Source organism: Chloroflexus sp. MS-CIW-1 (assembly GCF_030444705.1).
Lineage (GTDB): Bacteria > Chloroflexota > Chloroflexia > Chloroflexales > Chloroflexaceae > Chloroflexus.
On sequence record NZ_JAUBWR010000001.1, the window covers coordinates 861,829 to 884,613 of the forward strand.

Below are 22,785 nucleotides of genomic sequence, written 5' to 3' on the forward strand. Positions count from 1 at the left end.
TGACACCAAATCAAGAGGTCTCGACGCCATTGATGGGCGATTTTTGTTTCAATCCTGCAACATCTCATCCCAATGTTAAGCAAAATGTGAATGTCGTGAGCAGTTCCCCTCCGTTCACCATCTTCCATACGGCTGTATTCGTTTGTCTAGATGAGCATTTCCAGGAACTCCCTGCGCATCTTGATGAAGGATGACGTTAGTAGTCCAAACGATTAGAGAGGTGTTCAGCATCTTCAATAAAATAGTGAAGATACACCGACGAAACGGAGGCATCCGCTGTCGATGGCCTCCGACTCACGCAATCACGTAGAGCCTATCCGAATATATCGTCACGTCCAAGACGGAGGAAAAGGGCGAGGCGGCGCAGCGACCGTGCTCACGCTACTCACCCCGCAGCGCGCCATCAATCAGACGCATCCCGTGGTCGTCATCTCGGTGGATAGCGATGCAACGGATGCCGTTGCGACCGATGCCTCCCAGTGTACACTCGCGAGTACGCCAGACAGCACCCTTTTCATGTCTCGCTGTCTGCATTTCTCTTCCGGTAGCTCTCGCAGGCGCGGAAGGTGGCTGGATCATGGACGCCACGCACATCGTTCACCCATCTAGGAGACGATACATTGATGCTATAATGGCATTTGGTCACATTTGCCCTTTGCATACATATAGGAGACGCCCGGTAATCGTGAGCTGAACGGTTTTCCCGGTACCCGAACGGATATTGACACCTCGAACTAGACAAACATATGAACTTTGATGAATCATTAAAACGCCCACTGCTCTCGGTTATCATACCCTGTTACAACGAAGCGGCAACGTTGCCCATCATTCTCAACAAGGTTGAAGCAGTTGATCTCGATAAAGAAATCATCATTGTCGATGATCACTCGACCGATGAGACACCGACACTGTTGGCCGAACTGTCTTGCTCTCGTCCGCACCTTACCGTAATTCGGCACCCGCACAATCGGGGGAAGGGGGCAGCCGTGCGCAGTGGTTTGGCTCACGCCCGTGGCGAAATTACGATTGTGCAAGATGCTGATCTGGAATATGATCCGCAGGATTATTATGAGTTGGTGAAACCTATCGTCGAAGGACGGGTGAACGTGGTGTTCGGTAGCCGGTTTCTCGGCCGACATACCGGTATGTATTTCTGGAACGCCGTTGGAAATAAGTTTCTGACATTCCTGACCAACTTTTTGTTCAATTGCTGGATCTCAGACATGGAGACGTGCTATAAAGTGGTACGAACTGACATTCTGCGCGATTTGCAGCTTGAAAGTAACGATTTTCGGATCGAACCAGAAATCGCCGCAAAGGTATTACGGCGCGGTCAACGGATTTACGAAGTGCCGGTAAGTTATCTTGGCCGCACGTATGAAGAGGGGAAGAAAATGAAACCAATTCAAGGCATCTACGCCATCTTTGCCCTCTTCAAGTATCGATTCTGGTGGTGAACAGGAGTGAAAAGCAATCCCCCACACAGAGGTAACCGCAGGTCACCTATACTTGTGCAATCAAGTAATTTGTGATACAACACTCAAGAAAGGCGGGTTGTGTACCTGCTACCTATTTCGCTGAGAGGCGAGTGAACGGGGAACCGATACGCTCGCCTTTCGTTCGCTACGAGGCATCCATGCGCGTCGCAATGTTGAGTGTCCATAGTAGTCCACTGGCCCGGTTAGGAAGTAAAGAAGCTGGTGGAATGAATGTCTATGTGCGTGAGTTGGCCCGTGAATTAGGGCAACGCGGGATACTGGTTGACATTTTTACCCGTAGTCAAGAACGTGATGCGCCCACCATTGTTCCGTTAAGTCGTGGTGTTCGTCTGATCAATCTGCATGCTGGCCCGACAGCGCCTTACGATAAGTATCAGCTTCTGACCTATTTGCCCGAATTCGTGAGTCGGGTGCGCTGTTTTGCCGATGGTGAAGATGTGAGTTACGATCTTATCCACAGCCATTACTGGTTGTCGGGTAAAGCTGCCCTGGCCTTGCGGCGGGTGTGGCAGGCGCCGGTCGTACATATGTTTCACACCCTCGGTGCAATGAAAAATAGTGTTGCCCGTTCAGCAGAGGAGGTCGAGACGAGTCACCGCATTGCAATTGAACGTCGGCTGCTGCACGAAGTAGATGCAGTGGTGGCCGCGACACCCCTTGACCGTGCCCAGATGGTCTGGCACTATGGTGCTGATCCTGGACGGATCCGGGTTATTCCGTGCGGAGTTGATCTCCAACGGTTTCAACCAGGTGATCGCAACGCTGCCCGCACAGCACTCAGTATCGCAGATGACGCGATCGTGCTGGTCTGTGTCGGTCGCATGGAACCGCTGAAAGGTATGGACGCCTTGATCCGGGCAGCGGCACGTCTCATTGACCACCATCCTGAATGGCGCGATCGATTACAGGTGGTTTTGGTGGGCGGCGAGGACGAAACGCAACCTGCACAATGGAATAGTGAACAGCGTCGGCTTGATCAGCTACGACGGACGCTCGGCGTACAGGCCCAGGTACAGTTTGTCGGCACACAACCGCAAGAACGGTTACCGCTCTACTATGTCGCTGCTGATGTGGTGGCCGCACCGTCACACTATGAATCATTTGGACTAGCCGCGCTCGAAGCTTTGGCATGTGGTGCAGTGGTGGTAGCTTCTAATGTGGGTGGTCTGGCACTGACCATTGAAGACCGACGGAGCGGATTGCTCTTTCCACCTGATAACGACGCTGCGCTGGCCGCACACATCGAACGAGTTCTGACCGACGAAGACTTGGCTGCCCGCCTGCGTTCGGCAGCGGTACAGCGTGCAGCCGAATATAGCTGGCCGACCATTGCCCGACGGATCATTGCACTCTACGAAGATGTAACGACAGCGAATGCGGCATTCTGGTCGGCACGACGATTGGTGCGTGTATCGTGAAACCTTCACTGGCATTATTGATTGTTGGCACACTGTATCTGGGTGTGGGCTGGATGCTGTCAGCCATCGGGCCGAGTCTGCCCGCTCTCGCCAGGCAAGCAGGTCATGAAGTAACCGATCTGGGTGCCATTTTTACCGCATTTTCGCTGGGTGGTGTGTTAGCATCAGTAGGTGTCGGCGCTGCCATTCAGCGCTGGGGTTTGCGTACTGTAATTGCAGCCGGCTCAGCATGTATGGGAGCCGGTATGCTGGCACTTGGGCTTAGCCCACTGCTGGCCGGGATGTTGATCGGTGCCGGTATGGCTGGCTTTGGCTATGGCGGGATGTTGGCCGGTGGCAATCTCCTGATTGCGCGTCTGTATCACGGTGCCGCTGGCGCTCTGAATGCGCTTAATCTGTTCTTTAGTGTCGGCTCAATCGGTGGACCACTCCTCGTTGCATTGATGCTGGCCGTGATTGATCAACCACAGGCTGCGATCTGGATGGGGGCAGTGCTGATGCTAGGGTTGGTCTGGCCGGCATCGCGCCTGCAAGAACCGACACAGGCACCGTCAGCGCAGATGTCGGGGGCTCCGCGCTGGTTGGCAGCCGTCACGTTGGGCATTCTGATGTTTACCTACATCGGTACCGAGATCGGGATCGGTGGCTGGATTGCATTGATCCTCGAACGAGGGGTTGGTATGATCGCCCCGCTTGCCGCACTGGGGAGCAGTCTCTTCTGGGGTATGTTGACTGCTGGTCGAATGGCAGCAGTCTTTTGGGGTGATCGGTTAGGGCCGATCCGCCTGTTGTTGCTATGCGTCAGCGGGCTTGGTCTCGGAGGTCTCTTGTTGGTGATAGGTACAACCGAGGCCAGTTTGGCACTAGCAGCAGTGGCATTCATGGGGTTATCGTGTGGTCCGATCTTTCCTACAACTATTCTCTTGATTACGCAGGCTGCCGGACGTAGCCCAGCAGCCCTGAGTGTGGCCTTAACTATTGGCACCGGCGGGGGACTATTTCTCCCAGCCTTGTTTGGTCAATTAATCGGATGGTTTGGTCCGGTGAGTGGGGCCATAATGGTGGTGGTAGATGCTGGATGTATGCTGTTACTGCTGTTGGTTGCCCGCTATGGGATGAAGCGCGACCCAGCGGTTGCTGAGATGTCAGTGGGATAGCAGACAATGCTCACTATTGATCTCAATTGCGATTGTGGTGAGAGTTACGGTGCTTTTCGAGTAGGTGATGACGAAGGCATTTTGCCATTCGTTAGCTCAGCCAATGTCGCCTGCGGTGGTCATGCTGGCGATCCGATGGTTATGCGCCAGACAGTACGGCGTTGTCGCGAATTGGGGGTAGCAGTCGGCGCTCACCCTTCGTACCCTGATCTGCACGGCTTTGGGCGGCGGGTCTTGCCGCTGACCTCCGACGAGATTGAAAACTGGGTTCTGACACAAATTGGCGCTCTCGCTGCTATCACATGCGCCGAAAAGGTTGAGTTATGTCATGTTAAACCCCATGGCGCGCTCTACAATGTGGCTGCCCAGGATATGGTGGTAGCAATGGCAATTGCGCGGGCAGTTGCTGCATTCAGTCGTGAGTTAGCGCTGGTTGGGTTAGCCGGCTCAGCCCTGATCGCTGCTGGTCACGAGCTTGGTCTACCGGTACTGGCCGAAGCGTTTGCCGACCGAACTTACGAGGCTAACGGACGATTGCGCGACCGGCGTCATGCCGATGCGCTGATCATTGATCCAGCCCAGTGTCTGGCACAGACGTTACAGATCGTTCGTGACCGGATGGTGGTCGCTGTCGATGGTACAGCGGTACCATTACAAGCCGACACCATTTGTTTGCACGGCGATACTCCAGGGGCAGCAGCGCGAGCAGCGGCATTACGCCGTGGGTTGGAAGCCGCCGGAATCGCAGTACGGTCACCACAACGATGAGCGGGCGAGTTGATCCCTTTGGCGAAGCAGCGTTTTTGATCCGATGGTCATCATCATCGGCTGCTAGTAGTGCACCGCTGGCGGCTATGGCTGCTTTAGAACACGATCCACCGCTCGGCGTGCTTGATCTGATCCCAGCAATTGATTCACTGCTGGTCTGTTTTGACCCACTCGTTACTGATCGCAACCAACTGCTCGCCCGTTTGGAAGAATTGGTGCGTAATCCTGCCCCACGCATCACATCCTCTGGGCGCAAGATAACTATTCCAGTGCGCTACGGTGGTGATGATGGCCCGGATCTGAATGATGTGGCGAAACAAATAGGGCTGACACCGTCTGAAGTGATTGAACTACATACGACGACTGTACAACAGGTCTTGATGATTGGCTTTGCTCCCGGCTATCCGTATTTAGGCTGGTTACCGCCGGTGCTTCACCTGCCACGACGGGCAACGCCTCGCCCGGCAGTACCGGCAGGTTCAGTAGCTATTGCCGCCGGTATGACCGGTATCTATCCAACAACATTACCGGGCGGCTGGCATCTCATTGGACGTACCAACGTGCGTTTGTTTGATCCGTCAGCAGATCCACCAACCTTATTACGACCCGGTGATTTGGTACAGTTTGTGGTTGATGAGAGTGCTTAGAGAGTGTCTGAAAACACTCCTATGACCTCGTAACCTGGGCGAACGGGCCTCTGGCTCGCGTCCTAATGTGAACAGGCTAAGCCCCCCAACTAAACGGTTGTCTGATGTAATCGTGCAGGTCGGCTCACGGCACAGCCCCCATTTCCTTCCCCCTTCCACATTGCGAGGAAAGGGGAGAACGATTAGGAACACAAGAGTTTTTCAGACATACTTCTTTATTCATGAAAACCGTATATCCTGGTGCTCGGGCCTGTGGCCCATATCCTACCCTGAGTGAAAGAACGAAGGCACGTTCCGCTAGCTTGCCGATAAGACTTGTTCACCCCATCCCCCGTATGTAGGAGACCTAAGAGCCTGATCAAAAACCCGGATGTTGCATGAGGCTCGTACCGGGCATATCCGACCATTGCGTGCGCGGGCCACCATGCGTTCGCACCAGCCCCCCACGTCCCCCCTTCCGCTCCCCGTGTGGGAGCGGAAGGGGGCCAGGGGGAAGGTGAGGGCGTGCCAGCCGTGCGCCGCAGCACCAACGCTGACACCGGTGCAACCCTCTTCCAGCTCATCACGGAGACGCATACCTTACCCGCCAACGTTTCCCTAACCATTACGGCGCTGATCGCTTCCCAATCGGTTCCAACCATTCGCCGCACCGGCGGGCCAGAGGCCCGCGTACCCAGGCTGGTGCATCGGTAAACCACAGCAGAGAGTGCTGCCCCCTCGCTGATCCACCGTTCTGCTTGACTAGTATGAGAACCTATCCGAAATATCCTGTTGCGGGAGATGAAGGTCATCAAATGTTGACCCTTTATCAAGCGTCATCTCCTACGATCCCGAACCACGTTCGGACACCGATCAACGCGGGCCATTCAGTAATCAGTGGGTAAAGCAGTACCGAATCCTGCACGTTGGGGTTCATTCGTAAGGGCAAAGCAGTGAATCACCCCAAATTGTCGGAGAACGCTCTCTCCTGCGAACGATACCTGGCCGGGATCACGTTTCTGCATCGGGCAATCGATGGCGTAACACCAGGAATAGGGCGTAGCAGATCTACGCCCCATCCTTGATCATTGCGATCTACTCCTATTCCGGCGAGCAACAAACAATCCTGCGCCAACCAGGGCAATGACAAGTAGAACAATCCACAGCCAACCCGGAGCCGTGTTCCCACTCGGCGTCGGCTGTGGTTCAGGCGTTACAGCAGGTGCCTCGGGTGCGACAGTTGGCGTCGCCGTAGGTGGTACCAGGGGAGCCGCTACTAGTGGCCGTGGCCCGACAAAGACGGCTGTTGTCCGTCCGGGCACACTGAAGCTCCCGTCAGCATTGTAGCGTGATAGGGCGACTCGTTCATCGCTCGATGCGATCTGGACATCGTGCAGACGCAGATCGCCGTTAGCCAGTTCGGGGATGGTGATGGTTACCGTTTCTGGCCGTGCATTGAACAAGACAACCACCTGACCAATATTCGGATCAAGCCGATTTGGGCCGTTGTCGCTAATACTCATAACAATTAGACCGGGAATCTGATCAGGGCCGTTATTGAAGAACGACACCATACGCTCGACCTCAGCAGCCGTGCGTAGGCGGAAGAGAGGGGTACTGCGCCGGATGCGAAGCATCTCGCGGAAGTGCTCGTAGGTAGCTTGCATCAGCCGAGCATCGGGTTTTAACTCAGGATTAGCTAGCAACGGTGCCATGATGGGCCAGTTACTCTGATTATCACCGGCAGGTGGCAACCCTGAACCGAAGGTATTTTCCTGGCCGCTCCAGTCAATTCGGTTAAACCAGTCGGAGGAGTTGTAGCTATTGCGGTCGAGCGATTTCGAGCGCAGGAACTCATCTCCGGCGTGGAAGAAGGGAATACCCTGCGCCAGTGCTGTGAGCGAAAGGCCGAGTTGGGCCATCCGCACTCGCTCGGTAATCGAGGTCGTAGCGGCAGCCTTGAGCTGCACGGCATCGAACAGAGTCTCGTTGTCGTGAGCTGAAACGTAAACAATCTGCTCTTGCGGATCAAGGGTGTAACCGCCAGCAGCACCACGGTACTTGATCTGCTCACCCGTTACAAGGCGTCCCTCGTAGTTGATCATGCGGTACGTTTTGAGATTACCAGCCAACCCTAGCTTAATCAGATCGGTTTCGGCCAGCAGTTTGATCCGTTGGACATCAGGGGAACCCTGCGGAAAATCGCTCGGATCGGTCGCCAGACCAGAAATGAAACCCTGTAAGCGTGGATCATCGAACGGGCCACCACCACGGGCCGCATCACGCAGCCGATCAGAGAAGGTACCGATGCCGGTACCGGCCATATTGAATTGGGTCGCATTGATACCACGAGCATTGTTCGCAACTTCACCGAAGTTCCAACCTTCACCGTACAAGATGATAGATTTGCCGTCTACACCATCGTGCTCAAGAGTCAGTGCATCGAGAGCTGCCCGAACGGCCAGCATATTGTCTTTCATATGATGGCCCATCAAGTCGAAGCGGAAACCATCGACCTTGTAATACTTTGCCCAGAGCACGACCGAGTCGATCATTAACTTCTCCATCATACGGTGCTCGGTAGCAGTATTGGGACAGCACGTCGAGGTAGTGACATTGCCATCAGCATCGAGCCGATGGTAGTAACCCGGTACAATCCGATCCAGGACCGAACGCGGATGTTGGCCGCTGGCGTTGGTATGGTTGTAGACGACATCCATGACAACGCGCAAGCCAGTTTCGTTGAGCGCTTGCACCATCTCGCGAAATTCCAAAGTGCGTTGTGGCCCATCGGGGTTGGTACTGTAGCTACCCTCTGGCACCGAGTAATGGAAAGGATCATACCCCCAATTGAAACCATCGAGGTCGCGGATCGGTTCGATGATAGCTTGTTGTTCAGGTGAGTCGGGCGGAAGTGCCCGTAACTGATCGTAGGGGAGCGGTACTTGCCGTTCACGAATCTCTTCAATCGTCGCAATATCAAATACCGGTAAGAGATGCACGTGCGTCACGCCAGCTTCGGCAAGATCGGCTAGATGGCGCATCCCAATGCTGTCGCGAACCGTAAATGCCCGGAACGTTCCGCGCAGTTCAGGCGGCACAGTCTCGTCGAGAATACTAAAGTCGCGCACATGTAATTCGTAGAGCACAACATCTTCCGGTGCAGCAAGTGGTGGCTTACGCAGCGTGTCCCAACCGGGCGGTTGTAGAGCCGGATCATTCAGATCGATAATCTGGCTGCGCGTACTATTGGCGCTTAAGGCCACCGAATAAGGATCGGTCACCAGATTTGTCACAACGCGCCCAACATTCGGTACATAGACATCAACTTCAAACAGATAGTATTGCCCAATCCAACTTGCCTCACCGCGAATACTCCAGACTCCGGTCGCTGCATCGAGTGTCATCGGCAGGACAACCGCACGAGTTTCGGGATTGGCATCAGCAAAACGGTGTAAACGCACCTGACGAGCAGTTGGCGCCCAAACCCGAATGGTTGGCAGACCATCTTCAAAGGTCACCCCCAACGGGCCATCGTAAGGGAAGAGAGCATCGAGTGCACCGGGAATTTGCACCCGTGTTGCATCGAGCGGTTGACCATTTTCGTCATACATTGCCACCACCAATTGACCGCGCGTCAGACCAATCAAGCGAGCACGGTCGAGCGGAGGCAACTTGAACGCGCTGAATCCGGCTAGATGGGGGAATTGTTTCAGCGCCGACCCAGGCCCCGCTGGCGAAAATGTGAGATCGATCCGCTGCCCGCCCACTACACCTTCGGGGGTCAGTTTTATTGCACCAGTTGGGTCACTAAACAACGCATAGCGGTAACGTGGCGTACCGATGACATTCCAAACGATAGTGTCGGCGTTCACCCAGTATGCACGGGCGCGGGAAATATCGCCTTTAGGTGCGCCAGCCGTTGAAATCGTCACTTCACCACTCCCAACATTGTAACCAATGTATACCTCACCACCCTCGGCGACAGTGATCGTAAAGGGCGCTCCATCAGGCCCCCCTTCACCAATTGCGCCGGTTAGTGTTTCACCAATTGCCAGCCGCAATTGATACTCACCAGCCGGAATGCGATTGGTTGTAAACGTAAATAGACCATCGCCGTCGGGGTCTTGCAGCCATGCCCCAAGACACGTCGGATCGTTGGCGACCGGACACCCTAGTGCAGTCTGAAAATCACCTACCGCAACGATGATTGGAGTATTAATGCTGTCGGTAACCCAATGCGTCTTGTGATCATAAATGAAGCGTACCGTCGTCGGTGCCGGCACCTGTAACGGAATGTTAGGCCCATCACGGCGGGCGTTCAAGCCGTAATTTTCGGCCCAACTATCGTTGAGAGCAACCTTGTATTCGTAGGAGCCAGCAGGCAACTCAAAGCGGGCACTCCACACATCGGTTGCCGGATCGTAAGCCAAATACGTCACACTACACGACGGTTGCCAATCACCAGGGCATCCCAGAACACTCTGGATGGTACCGGGTATTGTGACGGTTTTAGGATCAGGCGTGGTTTGCGCTAACACCGGAGTCTGAATGAATAACCAGCAGAGCAACCAGATGACCGTGATTGCCGATACGGTGCGCCGGGGCAAGACAGCGAGTCTCATAGTCTTCACCTGGAGTTAGTTAGCAGCGAAACGATTTGCGCATAGTATAGCACAATGTTGATGACGCTGTGGTGATCATCGGCGCACGGCGGTACCGTTCCTCGCCTGCCAGGATGCATGTGTCAAGGCGCAGGGCGCTGCACCCATCCATCACGGTTCACTCAGCAGGATAGGGCGTCGTCTTATCTCATCAGGCGACTCCATCGGCATCAGGCTGATTGTCACTTTTCATCTGTTGTGCTGTGGGGCGTCGGCTGAAGGAGCGAGAAACGACGCGCCTCAGCAACAATCTGGGCTTTTGCCGAGACGCGACCATAGCATCTCCAGCCTGGTGCGGGGAACGGTGGCGAGCAACGCAGGCGTCTCTTCGCCGCGATAGAAATGGATAGCACCGGGTTCAGCGCTGGTGCTGCGGCGCACACCTGGTGCCCCTCACCTTCCCCCTTAGCCCCTTTCCTCTTCCACACGAGGCAAGGAAGGGAAGACGGAGCGTTGCTGGCGGGAAAGCATGTTGGCACCTCCTCACGCAATGGCCACACGGGTACGGGACGTGCCCAAGGAGAAAGCTGAGTTTTGATCAGGCACCGCAGGCCTATCCAAAAGATTCTGTTGCGAAAGATGCAGGGCATCGAGTACGATTTTGAGATCAGGTGCGGGTCTCAGGAATAGGGCTGGGCCAGTATCTGCCCATACCCCCGGTACGTATGTTAGGGCACTGCTTTACCCTACCCCGCATCGGAAACCACCGGTGCATCCAATTCGCGTTCCTAGCCTTCACCTCTAATCCAGGAATGGAAGTCAGCGTCAATGGCTCGTGAGAAACCGCTGATCATATGGTTCATCTTATGTTCCATTGCCCGCTCACCGATTGACTGCAAGACATGACCGGGCATAAACCAGAGAACTCTCGGCACCGGGATCGTCATTGCCAATTCCACAGCATATTCAACCTCGGTTATGTGCGCATGAGGATAGAATACCGCTTCCGCGAAGAGCTGACCGGGAAACACAAAACCAGAGAGGTCAATCGGTGGTCCATCATCAACCGGTACAATGCGAATCAGGCGGTGTGGTTCAAAGACCGCTGCAATATCAAAGTAACCGGCCATCGCGTGACCATGGCCATCAGTTGCCCCTACAACCAGCCGGTAGCGGTTGGGGGCATACGCAAAGACTTCAATCACATCGGGTAGCAGACTGAAGACCGCAGGTATGTCACAGAAATACTCGTAAGCCAGATCGAGCGGCCCATTGAAACGAAACAGATGAACGGCGGCACCGCTGAGATCGACTGCCCGGCGATGCTCTTCATTGGTTACAGAGGGTGAATAGGGCGCCGACATAGACGCTCCTCAGCGTTCATCCGAACATTCGGACAAACACGCTTTTCATATATGACATTAATTGCCGTCAGTATAGCATCTCCAAGCGCTTTCTGCAAGTAGAACCAGGATTGACGTTTTGCTTCTTGCGTAATAAAATGTTCTCAGAACCGCGATGACAGTCCGCAGCCAGGCTAGCGGCGGGAAGGAGCGATCAATGGCTGTGAAAGACAGTGGCGGCATCTTTGAGATGATGTTCCGCGAAGTAGGCTTCTTTTGGGAACAGGTCTGGCAATGGGCAGAAGAGCAGGCCAAAGCCGACCGTGAGCAAGAGAAGGTTGATCAGCAACGCCGATTGGCTGAAGCACAGGCCCGTTTACTTGAGCAGATTCGGTTGGCTAAGGAAGCAGGTCTCGACGTTGATCGTATCATGGCTACTATTCAGCAGGAGTTGAAGAAGTAGTAGCGGGATACGAGAGGTGTCCTACTGAGTTCGGGAATTGCACAAAGATACTGTGCTTGTTCGGGCAGGTGAAGGCAAATCCTTCACCTGTCTTATGTTGATCGGGCATACCGGACGATGGCCCGCACCTTGTAGTCACCGCACATTACGCATTGATGTGGATGGGTTGAGAACCCATCCATCCCTCTCCCTTTTCACGCAATCCCACTGTTAGGCAAAAAAAAGACGCTTCAGCCCTCTCTGAATAAGGAATCGGTCGCTTGCAACTAGTTCCGGCAAGTAAGCTATAATAAGCGAAGAAGAATCAGTGGCGTATCCTGCCAAGGAAATGTGACCATCAGCCCGAGGAAACGGCATGCCAAAAGATGTTATTACTCCACGCAGTGTAGACTATAACCAGTGGTACCTCGATATTGTCCGTGAAGCCGATCTGGCTGAAGTGGCAGAAGTGGTACGTGGTTGTATCGTCGTCAAAGCTCACGGCTGGGCGATCTGGGAACTTATGCAGCGTGAGCTTGATGAGCGGATCAAGGCAACCGGCCACTCCAATGTCCAATTCCCATTGCTCATTCCAAAAAGCTTCATTATGAAAGAAGCAGAGCATGTCGAGGGATTTGCGCCAGAAGTAGCTGAAGTGACCCGTGCCGGCGGCGAAGAGCTGGCCGAACCGTATGTTATTCGACCAACCAGTGAGACGATTATCGGCTACTTCTACAGCAAGTGGATCCGCTCGTACCGCGATCTGCCGTTGCTCTACAACCAGTGGGCCAATGTGATGCGCTGGGAAATGCGCACTCGTCCGTTCCTGCGCACGGCAGAGTTTTGGTGGCAAGAAGGGCACACGGCGCACGCAACCGAGGCTGAGGCAGAAGAAGAGACGTTGCGCATCCTGCACGAAGTCTACGCCGATTTTGTTGAGAAAGAGATGGCAGTACCGGTGATCCGTGGTCTCAAAACCGAAAAAGAGAAGTTCCCCGGTGCGCTGCGGTCGTACTGTATCGAGGCGATGATGCAGGATGGGCGAGCTTTACAGGCCGGTACGTCACATAATCTCGGTCAGAATTTTGCCCGTGCCTTCAATATCACGTTCACCGATCAAAACAACACCATTCAATATGCCTGGACAACTAGCTGGGGAGTGAGCACTCGACTGATCGGAGCGTTGATCATGACTCACTCTGATGATGAAGGGCTGGTGTTACCGCCGAAATTAGCTCCCATTCAGGTAGTCGTGGTGCCGATTTACAAGAACGACGAAGAGCGCAGTACAGTAATGGCGGCGATTGAACGCATGACCGCTCCCTGGAAAGGGCGCCTGCGCTTTAAGGTTGATGACCGCGATAACTACAGTCCGGGCTACAAGTTTAACGAATGGGAGTTGAAAGGGGTACCGGTTCGCATTGAGGTTGGGCCAAAAGATGTCGCTAAAGAGACGGTAGCGCTCGCACGTCGCGATCTGCCCGGTAAAGCCGGGAAGAGTTTTGTACCACAGGCCGGTTTGACAGAACGGATCGAGGCATTACTGGCAGAAATGCAGACGGCTCTCTTCCAACGTGCGCTCGCGTTCCGAGAAGCGCATACGGCTGACGTTTCCACCTACGATGAACTGAAAGCGCAGGTTGAACGTGGTTTTGCCCGCGCATTCTGGGCTGGTGATACTGCGGATGAAAAACGGATCCAGGAAGAAACACGGGCAACGATCCGCTGTATTCCACTTGAACAGCCGGGCGTTGTGGGACGTTGTGTCTACACTGGTCGCGAAACTGATCGCCAGGTAATCTTTGCACGAGCTTATTAGTGGCTGGCCCCGTTCGGCTAGGAAAGATGAAGATATGAGCATCGATACCATACTAAAGAATCTGGCCACGTTTATTCGCGAGCGGTTGCCCCAAACAAGCGAGCGATTACTGCGTTCTGTTCAGGAACATAGTAGTGGCTATGCCAGTATTCCACCTGCCGAGCTCCGTCCGGCGCTGGAACGTTCAGTGACGACTATTTGCACGCTCTTCGGTGACAATGACAACGGACCGATCAGCGAATGGGCTCCTCAGATCGGCAAGCGACGGGCCGAAATGGGACTTTCGCTTGATGATATGATGGTGGTAGTTACCAAGATTCGCGAGTTTTGCTGGCAAGAACTCACCGAATTCGGGAGTGATCGGTTGGCGATTGGTGACGTGCGGCGGTTTGAAGACGCGATCAGCGAATTCAGTCGTTTGTTGTTACTTGGCTACAGTCAGGCGATGATTGCGCTCCAGCAAGAGTTGCGCGATCAGGCTGAACAGATTGCTGCTCAACAACAAACGATCCGTGAGCTGAGTACCCCAATTTTACCGCTTTATGAGGGTATCCTTATCTTACCGCTGGTCGGTGCCATTGACAGCTTTCGCGCCAGTCAGATTATGGAACGGCTGCTGACCGCAATTGCCGAGCGGCAGGCAGATATTGTGATTCTTGACATCACTGGCGTACCCGTTATTGATACCGCGGTCGCTAACTACCTCTTACAGACCGCACGTGCGGCTCAGTTGATTGGCGCTCAGGTCATTCTGGTCGGTATCGGTGCAGAAATTGCCCAGACCATCGTTCAGCTCGGCGTAGAACTGCACGGGATTCAAATCGGCGCTAATCTCCAGGCTGGTATCGAGCTGGCATTGCGGCAACAAGGATATGCAATTCGCTAGTTGTCGTCCGGCGAGGTCGTAATGTCCCAGGTCATCGCGAACATCGTTGCCTTCTGTGAAGCACACCTGTCTGATACTGCTGAACGGTTTACTGATAGCCTTCGTGCCCAACAGCCAAATTATGCGGCAATGGATCGCGCAGCTCTGCTGCAGGCAGTTACCACTTCTTTGAAAACGCTTATTCAAGCGATTGGAACTGGTGATCTGGAACCATTCCTTCGTCATGCCCGGTCGGTGGGTCAAGCGCGAGCAAGTAGTGGTTTTATCGCTGCCGATATGTTTACCGCGCTCAATGAGCTGCGGCACGTAGCCTGGGAGCTGATAGAAGCGTTTGATCGCGAGTACCATACGATCACGGTAGCTCATGCGAAGCGGTTTGAAGACGCGATCCATGCCTTTGGGCAAGAGCTATTAGCCAGCTTTAGTATTGCTTACCGTCAGATGCAGTTCCAGATTCGTGATCAAGCCCTGCAAATCGAATCGCAGCAACAAACAATCCGCGAGCTGAGTACCCCGATTCTGCCACTTTACGAAGGCATCCTTGTCTTGCCATTGGTCGGGGCAATTGATAGTTTTCGCGCCGGTCAGATTATGGAACGGCTGCTAACTGCAATTGCCGAGCGGCAGGCGGATATTATCATCCTTGACATCACCGGCGTGCCCGTTATTGATACCGCGGTCGCTAACTACCTCTTACAGACCGCACGCGCAGCTCAGTTGATTGGTGCACACGTGATTCTGGTCGGAATTGGACCTGAAATCGCTCAGACTATGGTGCAGCTCGGTGTTGATGTGAGCAGTATTGAGGTCGGGTCTACCTTGCAGAGCGGAATCGAGCTGGCTCTCAGTCGGATAGGACGTGCTATCAGACCAATATCATAGTCTAACCTGCTGCGCTGCAAACGGTGTACTGCTAACAATGGCGTGCGCAGGCGAAAGGTCTTTTTATATTCGCATACCAGAATACCCGACGCATTGACAAAGCGTACTGGCGACAAGGAGGTCGCACGATGGCAGCAGACATTTTTACTCAACTGCAAGATTTTCTCCTTGCCCGATGTGACGAAATCGTATTCAAATTGGGTCAACAGGTGCAACAACAGAGCACCAGCTACGCCCGGCTTGACACCGCAGAATTACTGCCGTCGATGAGGATGACGGTTGAAACACTAGCCGAAGCAATTGGCACACGAGACATGCTACCCCTGTTAGCTTACGCCGAGGCGCTGGGTGAAATGCGCGTTCATACCGGTTTCGCTCTCGATGATGTGCTAACCGCTATGGAGGTCTTTCGCGTACTGGTCTGGAAAGCTCTCGAGGAGTTTGCCGCTGAACATCCAGACTGTAACGTTGAGACAGTACGAACAGTTGAAGATATGCTGATGCAATTTCGGCAGGCCCTTGTCACCAGCTTTAACACGACCTACCATCAATTGCACTTTCAATGGCGTGACCAGACTGAGCAGCTTATCGCTCAGCAACAGACGATTCGTGAGCTGGGTACGCCAATCCTCCCTCTGTACGAAGGGATTCTGGTCATGCCACTGGTCGGCGCTATCGACAGTTTTCGTGCTGGTCAGATGATGGAAAAGCTACTGACCACAATTGCTGAGCGTCAATCCGACATCGTCATTATCGACATCACTGGTGTGCCTGTGATCGATACTGCAGTCGCCAATTATCTTTTACAGACGGTACGGGCCGCTCAGTTGCTCGGTGCGCGCATCATTATGGTTGGGATTGGCCCAGAAATTGCGCAGACAATCGTTCAGCTTGGGGTTGATTTGAGCAAGATGACAGTTGGAGCAACCCTTCAGAGCGGCATAGAGCTGGCCTTGCGTTATGTAGGACGCGCTATCAGACCAATCGCATCGTTGACCGATCAACGTCATGCTCGTTTGGGACGAGCGTGAAACACGAGTAGTAAGACTATCACCGTACTTCGATCACTTTTCCTGTCATCAACGGAGAAGAAAGGCCAATCTTGCCCGACATGGGGTATTGCTACAGACTGAACAACGGGCAGCACACGACTATCATTGCGAATGAATGCGAAAGAGCAATAAAAAATCCTCTAACCAGATCGGTTAGAGGATACTGGAGCGGGAGACGGGACTCGAACCCGCGACATTGTGCTTGGGAAGCACACACTCTACCAACTGAGTTACTCCCGCATTTGCTAGCGCATATAAGTATAGCACGCTCAGCATTACCTGTCAATCATGGTTCAAGCCGATATCCAACTCCCCATTCGGTCAGTAAAATCTGGGGCTGGCGCGGATCATGCTCGATTTTGCGTCGCAGATGCCAGATATAAACCTTCAGGTAATCATTATCGCGTACCTGATCGCTCCCCCAAACCGCACGTAACAGTTGTTCGTGGGTAACTACCTCACCAGCGTGTTCAGCCAGTACCAGCAGCAGTTGATACTCAGTCGGCGTCAGGTCAACCAGCTCACCGCGCACACGCACCTCATGCTTGCGCTGATCGATGCTAATCAAGTTCTGGCCGACGACGAGCGGACGATTTACCGCCGGTACTCGTCTGAGCAGAGCACGAATCCGAGCCAGTAATTCATCATAATTAAAGGGCTTGACAAGATAATCATCAGCGCCGTAATCAAGACCCGTGATTACATCATGCGGTTCAGTCTTAGCAGTAAGCATTAAGATCGGTAGCGAAGCAAATTCTCGAACTTTCTGGCAGACCATCATGCCATCAAGATCAGGCAGCATAATATCAAGAATCACCAGATCGGGCCGCTGTTGACGGATGATTTTCATTGCCTCTATGCCGCTACTCGTCTGTAGAACGGTGTAGCCTTCCTGTTCAAGCCGCACACGCACCAGCTCTTGCAAATGATTATCGTCATCGACAACCAGAATGGTCTTGGTCTGTTCCATAAAGTTCTCCATTTGCTGTGACTGACTTTCCTCGCCTCACCGTGATTGACTACCGCCACTCGCTCGTAACTCGGTGAATCGAACGGCGATGTCGTCAAAGGTGAGTTCACCGATGTGAACATAGCGAATCTGCCCGTCAGGTGTAATGAAGAAACTGGTAGGAAGCGGAAACACTCGATAGGCCTCGGTGATGGTACCGTCAACATCAAGCGCGATTGGATATGTCACGTTATACTGATTCAGGAATGTTGCCACATCTTCAACGGTTCGCCCTTGCACCCGTTCGTCATCCGTAAGGTTCACGCCAATGATCATCAGACCCTGACCGGCGAACTCGTCGTATGCCCGCTGTAAAGCTGGCAATTCTCGTTTACATGGTTCGCACCACGTTCCCCAGAAGTTGAGTACAACGACATTGCCACGGTACTGCGTCAGATCGATAGTGCCGCCACGTAATGCTGGAGCCGTAAACGAGGGTGCCGGCCGATTCACTTCACCCATCGCCTGACCGCTCAATGTTTCACGGTTTGTAAACATCCAGACTGCCACAACAATTGCTACGGCAACAAAGGCGAAGGCGAAAGCACTCAACAATTCACGACGACCCGGTTCACGGCGCACCGGTCGAGGAGTTGACGGGATGAAACCCTGACTGATGTCGTACTGGCGCCGTCGTTCTGGATCACGGAGTACGGCATATGCTCGCTCAATCTCGGCCAACCGCTCTTGAGCGACTGCCCGCAGGTCATCGGCGAGATCGCCGAGCCGTTCCGGTGCATATCGTTGCCGTTGTTGTTCGTAGGCAGCATCAATGTCTGCCTGATCGGCCTCTGGCGTCACACCTAATAGGCTGTAATAATTTTGTCTAGTCATAGATGCAATTGTAGCATACCTTTAACCAAAAGCTAACGCTTTTTATTGACTATATTCATTGATCAGAATCTGCGCCTGCAATTGCAATCCCTGATTTACGCCGGGAATAGACAACACGAGCTGCCACTGCTGAATGGCGCGTTCGGTTTGTGGCGGATCGACAGCAACGAGGCAAATGCCATGCGAAAGCAACACTCGCGCATCTTGTGGCGCAGCCTGAAGGGCTTTTTCTGCTTCTGCCAATCCTTCCTGGGCACGCTGCGGATTCTTGGTATCGATACCATAGTAACAAAGACTGGCAGCAATGTCGGCCCGAACAGCATTATTGTCGGGCTGTAGCTCAAGTGCTTTACGATAAGCTTCAACAGCCTCTAACCAGCGCGGCAGGCGTTCTTGATAGATCTGCTGCGCCTCGGCATTACTGTTGGTAAGCTGTTCACGCACGTACACCACACTATCGAACAAGGCATTGCCAAGGTTGATCCAGGCATTCGGGTTTTCCGGGACTTGCCGAGTGACCTGTTGAGCTTCAATAACCTGGCCTTCAAACTGATCGAGAATCTCGCGGAACGTCGGCGTTGGCGGTACAACCGTTGCTGCCGGATTGGTACCAGAAGTTGCGGGTTGTGCAACCAGCGCAGTACTGATCAGTGTGCCGAGCACGATGCTAAACGTCGCTGCGGCCACCACCAGTGAAGGTAGCAGCCACACAGGTTGCTGGCGCTGGACAGTGCGCCCCCGAACCGATGCAGTTCGTGAGCTACGACTCAGGTATGGCTGTGGATTAAAGCCCGGTGGGCGCTCCTGGCGCCGCGCGGGTGGCAGTGGCCGGTAATCGATCAGATCGTCATCATCCTCGCTGACAGGAACCGCTGGAGCGGTCGCCGATACCGGCGGTGGTGCTGGTTGAAGGATCGTTTGCAGTTGCCGATCATACTCAGCCCGCCGCTGCGGATCACTCAAGACAGCATATGCCCGCTCGATAGCTTCGCGTCGCTGACGCGCCAGATCAACCAACTCTTCAGCCGCTCCCTCAAGTCGCTCCGGAGCATATCGTTCCCGCAACCGCTCATAGGCTGCGCGAATCGCCTCAGCATCAGCTTTTGGGTGAACTTGTAAAATTTCGTAGTAGTCAGTCATAGTGCTCACAACAATAGTCGCGATTGGCGGCCATCGGGCCGACCCACCAACCGCGACTATTCCATCCTCATCTGTCACCACATCCCGTCAGCATACCAACATGACGGCTTATTACCTCACTTGCGCAATACGTTTATGCACCGTATGCAGACACTCGCCGACCGAATCGAGTATTCACGAACCTGATAACCGGTGAGGACGGCGTTCAGCGCCCGGCAGCTCGCCAACCCATTTGTGCCACCAGTTCCGGCAGAGCCTTGGGCAAGCGAACACGGACACCGGCCAGCGCCAGATTACCTTCAAGGTAGCGCCGGATTAGGGCAATGGCGCCTCCGATTACCATGATAATCACACCCGTCCAGACCAAAACAACCAGCGGTTTAACACTGACCGCAATCACTGCCTTGGCCGGTACAACCGGTAACTCATCAAGACCAGGACCTCTGCCCTCGAGGAGTACCATCCGATTCGTTGGATCGAGTTCGGCTAAACGTAACGTATGACCACCCGGAAGCGTTACTGGAATAAACTGCAATTCTCCTTCATTAGTGGTCGGATTCGGCACGATTTCAACTCGTGGCTCCACCTCAAACGTCTGTCCCTCGTATATCACCTCTACTCGGGCGCCGACTTTTGCCTCACCGCGCACCATTGCCTCGCGGTCGATATTAAAGCCACGGAAGGTCAATGTATACGGCCCCATCTGGACACTTTGATCGACACCTAAGACCGGTCGTGACGGATCGCGTTCGGGATCATAGCCGGCTGGCGAGATATAAAGATCGTGCCAGAAATAGCTATGGATCGAGGGCGTTTGCATCGTCGCCCCCATTCGTTGGTTGTAATAGAGGTATGGTCGGGCCGAAAAGGTGCGCGAGCCATCGCTCACCGTTACATCGAGCACACCGCGCTGCTGATCATCGAGTTGATAGCCATTGAAGATGAATTCGTAGCCAAACAGACGAGCAGATTCGCCAGGCGAAAGTGTCAAACGGGTATCAGGGGTAGCATAGGCTGATGAGGCCACCATCCCGATAGCCATTACCGTAAAGCCTAAGTGAGCAAGATAGCCACCAATCCGCAGCCAACCACCACGCAATGTGCGAATAATCATGAGTAGATTGGTTCCGAATGCAAAAGCACCACCCGCAACGTAGAGTAACGACAGCACATCGCGTACATTAATGAAGATTGCGACGATCGCAGCCACGACTGCCAGTACTGCTGGCCAACGGAGGGCACGGAGCAGATGGCTCAGGTTAGAGTCGCGCCAACCGAGCAGTGGCCCCACTATCAACAACACAATTGCGACCACACCGAGCGGCGGTACGGTGCGTTGATAGAAGGTTGGTGCTAACGAGAAGCGACCATCCGCGAAGGGTTGGGCTTGCGGATTCATCAAGGTGCCGTCGTCTAGTTCAAAATAGCGTCCCATCCACTCTTGCAACGTATGGCCTACGCCAGGGATAGCCGAAATGACCGGCATAGAGGTACCGATACCGACCACCAATGCCGTCATCACAATGGTTATAATTCCCAAGACGAAGAAACTATCGCGCGAGAAGAACTTATCACTAAGCGGACGTGAGGGAATATCGTTCCAGCGAACGACTAACGAGACGACGGCAACCGCCAGCAAGAAAATCTGAAAGCCGACTAGCCCCTCGAAGATACCTTCAGCAACGAACGAATGAACGGAGAAGTTGGCATACACGCCACTGCGCGTCATGAAGGTGGCATAAAAGACGGTAACATAGGTTGCTAAACCTAACACTAAGTTTGTCTTGCGGAGGCTGCCATGGGTTCGTTGCACCAACATACCGTGGATCAGAGCAGTAAGAATGAGCCAGGGCACCAGGGAGGAGTTTTCTACCGGATCCCAGCCCCAATAACCACCCCAGCCCAGGGTCTCGTAAGCCCAGTAGCCGCCGAGCAAGAGCGCAAGCCCCAGAAATGCCCAGGCTGCCAGTGTCCACGGCAGTGCCCGTTTAACCCACGTATCGTAATCGCGGCGCCAGAGTGCTGCCAGTGCGAACGCAAAGGGAATCATTGATAGTGCATAGCCGACGAAGAGGATCGGTGGGTGAATGATCATCCAGAAGTTATGCAGCAAGGGATTCAGGCCACGCCCATCACCAGGGTTCAGAGCCACGCCGGTATTGGGATCAACCAGTGGCTGAAAGGGATTGAGCACCAGCGTGAACCCAATAATTGCGGCCTGAATCGCCATCACAACCATCAGCACATACGGCTCAAAGTGCTTTGTACGACGAACCAATAGCACACTGGCGATGGCACCCCAGAGGAGCCAGATCATAAAGCTGCCCGGCTGACCCGCCCAGGTCGCAGCAATGGTGAAGAAGAACTCCAGATCACGTGAGCTGTAGTTGTACACGTAATCCAAATCAAAACGACGAGCCAGGAAAACGGTAATCAGCAATGTCCACGACATGATAACACCAGCTAGCGCCGCATAGACCCCAAACCTGGCGTAGCTGAGTGCTACTCGCTGACCACGTAGCACCAATCCATAACTAATGAGTGCCAGCAGAGTCATGCCGAGGCTCGCCATAAGAAGGAATGTACCGAAAAGATACATATGTCACACTTTCTAGTGATTACAACGTTTTCATACCGTACTGCCGTTTACTTCTTCAGGAACCAATGCCACAGTAAGGCAGGTCGCAAACCCACCCTCTTGATACGGTACAGAACGTCAATCGCTCAAAACGCACAAGTACCAGTGAGTGAAAAAGGTTCAGTCGCTAGATTGTTACAGCGAATGACTTGATCCCAATTTTCTCAGAACGCCACGGTGCCTATCAGGCGTTAGCCCAGTTCAGCAACGCCTGACAGGGCATCTAGAAACCATTTCAAGGTTTAGCCTGATTAAGTTCCTGGTACTTCGATGGGCATTTCACCAGCAAGTCATCGGCCATAAATGCCTGCTCCTTCGGGTCATAACGACCAATCGCAACAATACTGATCGCCTGCTCGAAGTTCGCCGGACGTGGATCATCAGAGATCACCTTGATCAGTTTACCATTTTCATCTTGCAGCATAAAGGTAAACCGACCTTGCTCATCGATCTCGCCAGTACTACCCAGAAAGCCAGCCAACTGCACGCTGCGGGTACTTTGCATGGCCTCATCGACGCTCGTCGTGTAAGCTCGAAACCCTTCTTGAAAACCGAACAAACCGTACACGATTGCCAGCAAAATAATGCCCAGGCCGGCAACATGGATTGGCTTAATCGCCAGACCACGACGAACAGGAGTAGTTGCAACTGCCATACCTATCCTCACA

The 22,785-nt window shown here is 53.7% G+C and carries 18 protein-coding genes and 1 tRNA gene; 11 read left to right on the plus strand and 8 right to left on the minus strand.

Features of this window, described 5'->3' with window-relative positions; all coding sequences use genetic code 11:
• The first annotated feature begins 746 nt into the window (after nt 1-746).
• The 6 genes from QTO31_RS03460 (at nt 747) to QTO31_RS03485 (ending at nt 6,182) form a co-directional block, all read left to right on the plus strand.
• Complete coding sequence (locus QTO31_RS03460) at nt 747-1,457, plus strand: glycosyltransferase family 2 protein (RefSeq protein ID WP_301428099.1); 711 nt, start codon at nt 747-749, stop codon at nt 1,455-1,457.
• Nucleotides 1,458-1,636: 179 nt separating this feature from the next.
• On the plus strand, nt 1,637-2,917 hold the full coding sequence (locus QTO31_RS03465; protein ID WP_031459228.1) for a glycosyltransferase: 1,281 nt from the start codon (nt 1,637-1,639) through the stop codon (nt 2,915-2,917).
• Complete coding sequence (locus QTO31_RS03470) at nt 2,914-4,074, plus strand: MFS transporter (RefSeq protein ID WP_301428100.1); 1,161 nt, start codon at nt 2,914-2,916, stop codon at nt 4,072-4,074. The genes QTO31_RS03465 and QTO31_RS03470 overlap by 4 nt, the downstream gene beginning before the upstream one ends.
• Before the next feature lie 6 nt (nt 4,075-4,080).
• Nucleotides 4,081-4,842: a LamB/YcsF family protein gene (locus QTO31_RS03475; protein WP_031459226.1), complete on the plus strand. Its 762-nt coding sequence runs from the start codon at nt 4,081-4,083 to the stop codon at nt 4,840-4,842.
• The gene (pxpB, locus tag QTO31_RS03480; RefSeq protein ID WP_031459225.1) at nt 4,839-5,489 is read left to right on the plus strand and encodes a 5-oxoprolinase subunit PxpB; all 651 of its coding nucleotides are present in this window, start codon (nt 4,839-4,841) and stop codon (nt 5,487-5,489) included. Before QTO31_RS03475 ends, pxpB begins: the two co-directional genes overlap by 4 nt.
• 504 nt (nt 5,490-5,993) lie before the next feature.
• On the plus strand, nt 5,994-6,182 hold the full coding sequence (locus QTO31_RS03485; RefSeq protein WP_301428101.1) for a hypothetical protein: 189 nt from the start codon (nt 5,994-5,996) through the stop codon (nt 6,180-6,182).
• Between the two features lie 371 nt (nt 6,183-6,553).
• Here QTO31_RS03485 and pulA read toward each other — a convergent pair whose 3' ends face one another.
• Nucleotides 6,554-10,093 carry a pullulanase-type alpha-1,6-glucosidase gene (pulA, locus tag QTO31_RS03490; protein WP_301428102.1) on the minus strand — a complete coding sequence of 1,180 codons (3,540 nt, stop codon included), beginning with the start codon at nt 10,091-10,093 and terminating at the stop codon, nt 6,554-6,556.
• A 767-nt stretch (nt 10,094-10,860) separates the two neighbouring features.
• On the minus strand, nt 10,861-11,436 hold the full coding sequence (locus tag QTO31_RS03495; RefSeq protein WP_301428103.1) for a DUF1997 domain-containing protein: 576 nt from the start codon (nt 11,434-11,436) through the stop codon (nt 10,861-10,863).
• Between the two features lie 196 nt (nt 11,437-11,632).
• On the opposite strand from QTO31_RS03495, the gene QTO31_RS03500 reads away from it, so the two are divergent.
• The 5 genes from QTO31_RS03500 (at nt 11,633) to QTO31_RS03520 (ending at nt 16,475) form a co-directional block, all read left to right on the plus strand.
• Nucleotides 11,633-11,878, plus strand: a complete 246-nt coding sequence (locus QTO31_RS03500; RefSeq protein WP_031459221.1) for a hypothetical protein — start codon at nt 11,633-11,635, stop codon at nt 11,876-11,878.
• A 355-nt stretch (nt 11,879-12,233) separates the two neighbouring features.
• On the plus strand, nt 12,234-13,676 hold the full coding sequence (gene proS / locus QTO31_RS03505) for a proline--tRNA ligase (RefSeq protein WP_301428104.1): 1,443 nt from the start codon (nt 12,234-12,236) through the stop codon (nt 13,674-13,676).
• A 34-nt stretch (nt 13,677-13,710) separates the two neighbouring features.
• Nucleotides 13,711-14,562: an STAS domain-containing protein gene (locus tag QTO31_RS03510; protein WP_301428105.1), complete on the plus strand. Its 852-nt coding sequence runs from the start codon at nt 13,711-13,713 to the stop codon at nt 14,560-14,562.
• 21 nt (nt 14,563-14,583) lie between these two features.
• Entirely contained in the window at nt 14,584-15,444 is an 861-nt protein-coding gene (locus QTO31_RS03515) for an STAS domain-containing protein (protein WP_301428106.1), read from the plus strand.
• Nucleotides 15,445-15,572: 128 nt separating this feature from the next.
• Complete coding sequence (locus QTO31_RS03520; RefSeq protein WP_301428107.1) at nt 15,573-16,475, plus strand: STAS domain-containing protein; 903 nt, start codon at nt 15,573-15,575, stop codon at nt 16,473-16,475.
• A 185-nt stretch (nt 16,476-16,660) separates the two neighbouring features.
• On the opposite strand, the gene QTO31_RS03525 is transcribed toward QTO31_RS03520, so the two are convergent.
• The 6 genes from QTO31_RS03525 to QTO31_RS03550 form a co-directional block, all read right to left on the minus strand.
• Nucleotides 16,661-16,736 (minus strand) — tRNA-Gly (locus tag QTO31_RS03525).
• A gap of 46 nt (nt 16,737-16,782) precedes the next feature.
• Nucleotides 16,783-17,466, minus strand: coding sequence for a response regulator transcription factor (locus tag QTO31_RS03530; protein WP_301428108.1), 684 nt, complete (start codon nt 17,464-17,466; stop codon nt 16,783-16,785).
• A 36-nt stretch (nt 17,467-17,502) separates the two neighbouring features.
• Entirely contained in the window at nt 17,503-18,339 is an 837-nt protein-coding gene (locus tag QTO31_RS03535) for a redoxin domain-containing protein (RefSeq protein ID WP_301428109.1), read from the minus strand.
• Between the two features lie 42 nt (nt 18,340-18,381).
• Entirely contained in the window at nt 18,382-19,560 is a 1,179-nt protein-coding gene (locus QTO31_RS03540) for a DnaJ domain-containing protein (protein WP_301428110.1), read from the minus strand.
• Between the two features lie 124 nt (nt 19,561-19,684).
• A complete protein-coding gene (ccsA, locus tag QTO31_RS03545) occupies nt 19,685-22,078 on the minus strand; it encodes a cytochrome c biogenesis protein CcsA (RefSeq protein WP_301428111.1) in 2,394 nt (797 codons plus the stop codon).
• A 274-nt stretch (nt 22,079-22,352) separates the two neighbouring features.
• Nucleotides 22,353-22,772, minus strand: coding sequence for a cytochrome c maturation protein CcmE (locus tag QTO31_RS03550; protein WP_301428112.1), 420 nt, complete (start codon nt 22,770-22,772; stop codon nt 22,353-22,355).
• Between the last annotated feature and the right edge of the window lie 13 nt (nt 22,773-22,785).

Bases quoted from the DNA above. Each gene is read 5' to 3' on its own strand.
- QTO31_RS03495 (WP_301428103.1), bottom strand. From the start codon at position 11,436: ATGTCGGCGCCCTATTCACCCTCTGTAACCAATGAAGAGCATCGCCGG.
- QTO31_RS03535 (WP_301428109.1), bottom strand. From the start codon at position 18,339: ATGACTAGACAAAATTATTACAGCCTATTAGGTGTGACGCCAGAGGCC.
- QTO31_RS03520 (WP_301428107.1), top strand. From the start codon at position 15,573: ATGGCAGCAGACATTTTTACTCAACTGCAAGATTTTCTCCTTGCCCGA.
- QTO31_RS03530 (WP_301428108.1), bottom strand. From the start codon at position 17,466: ATGGAACAGACCAAGACCATTCTGGTTGTCGATGACGATAATCATTTG.
- QTO31_RS03510 (WP_301428105.1), top strand. From the start codon at position 13,711: ATGAGCATCGATACCATACTAAAGAATCTGGCCACGTTTATTCGCGAG.
- proS (WP_301428104.1), top strand. From the start codon at position 12,234: ATGCCAAAAGATGTTATTACTCCACGCAGTGTAGACTATAACCAGTGG.
- QTO31_RS03500 (WP_031459221.1), top strand. From the start codon at position 11,633: ATGGCTGTGAAAGACAGTGGCGGCATCTTTGAGATGATGTTCCGCGAA.
- QTO31_RS03550 (WP_301428112.1), bottom strand. From the start codon at position 22,772: ATGGCAGTTGCAACTACTCCTGTTCGTCGTGGTCTGGCGATTAAGCCA.
- QTO31_RS03460 (WP_301428099.1), top strand. From the start codon at position 747: ATGAACTTTGATGAATCATTAAAACGCCCACTGCTCTCGGTTATCATA.
- pulA (WP_301428102.1), bottom strand. From the start codon at position 10,093: ATGAGACTCGCTGTCTTGCCCCGGCGCACCGTATCGGCAATCACGGTC.
- QTO31_RS03475 (WP_031459226.1), top strand. From the start codon at position 4,081: ATGCTCACTATTGATCTCAATTGCGATTGTGGTGAGAGTTACGGTGCT.
- pxpB (WP_031459225.1), top strand. From the start codon at position 4,839: ATGAGCGGGCGAGTTGATCCCTTTGGCGAAGCAGCGTTTTTGATCCGA.
- QTO31_RS03465 (WP_031459228.1), top strand. From the start codon at position 1,637: ATGCGCGTCGCAATGTTGAGTGTCCATAGTAGTCCACTGGCCCGGTTA.
- ccsA (WP_301428111.1), bottom strand. From the start codon at position 22,078: ATGTATCTTTTCGGTACATTCCTTCTTATGGCGAGCCTCGGCATGACT.
- QTO31_RS03515 (WP_301428106.1), top strand. From the start codon at position 14,584: ATGTCCCAGGTCATCGCGAACATCGTTGCCTTCTGTGAAGCACACCTG.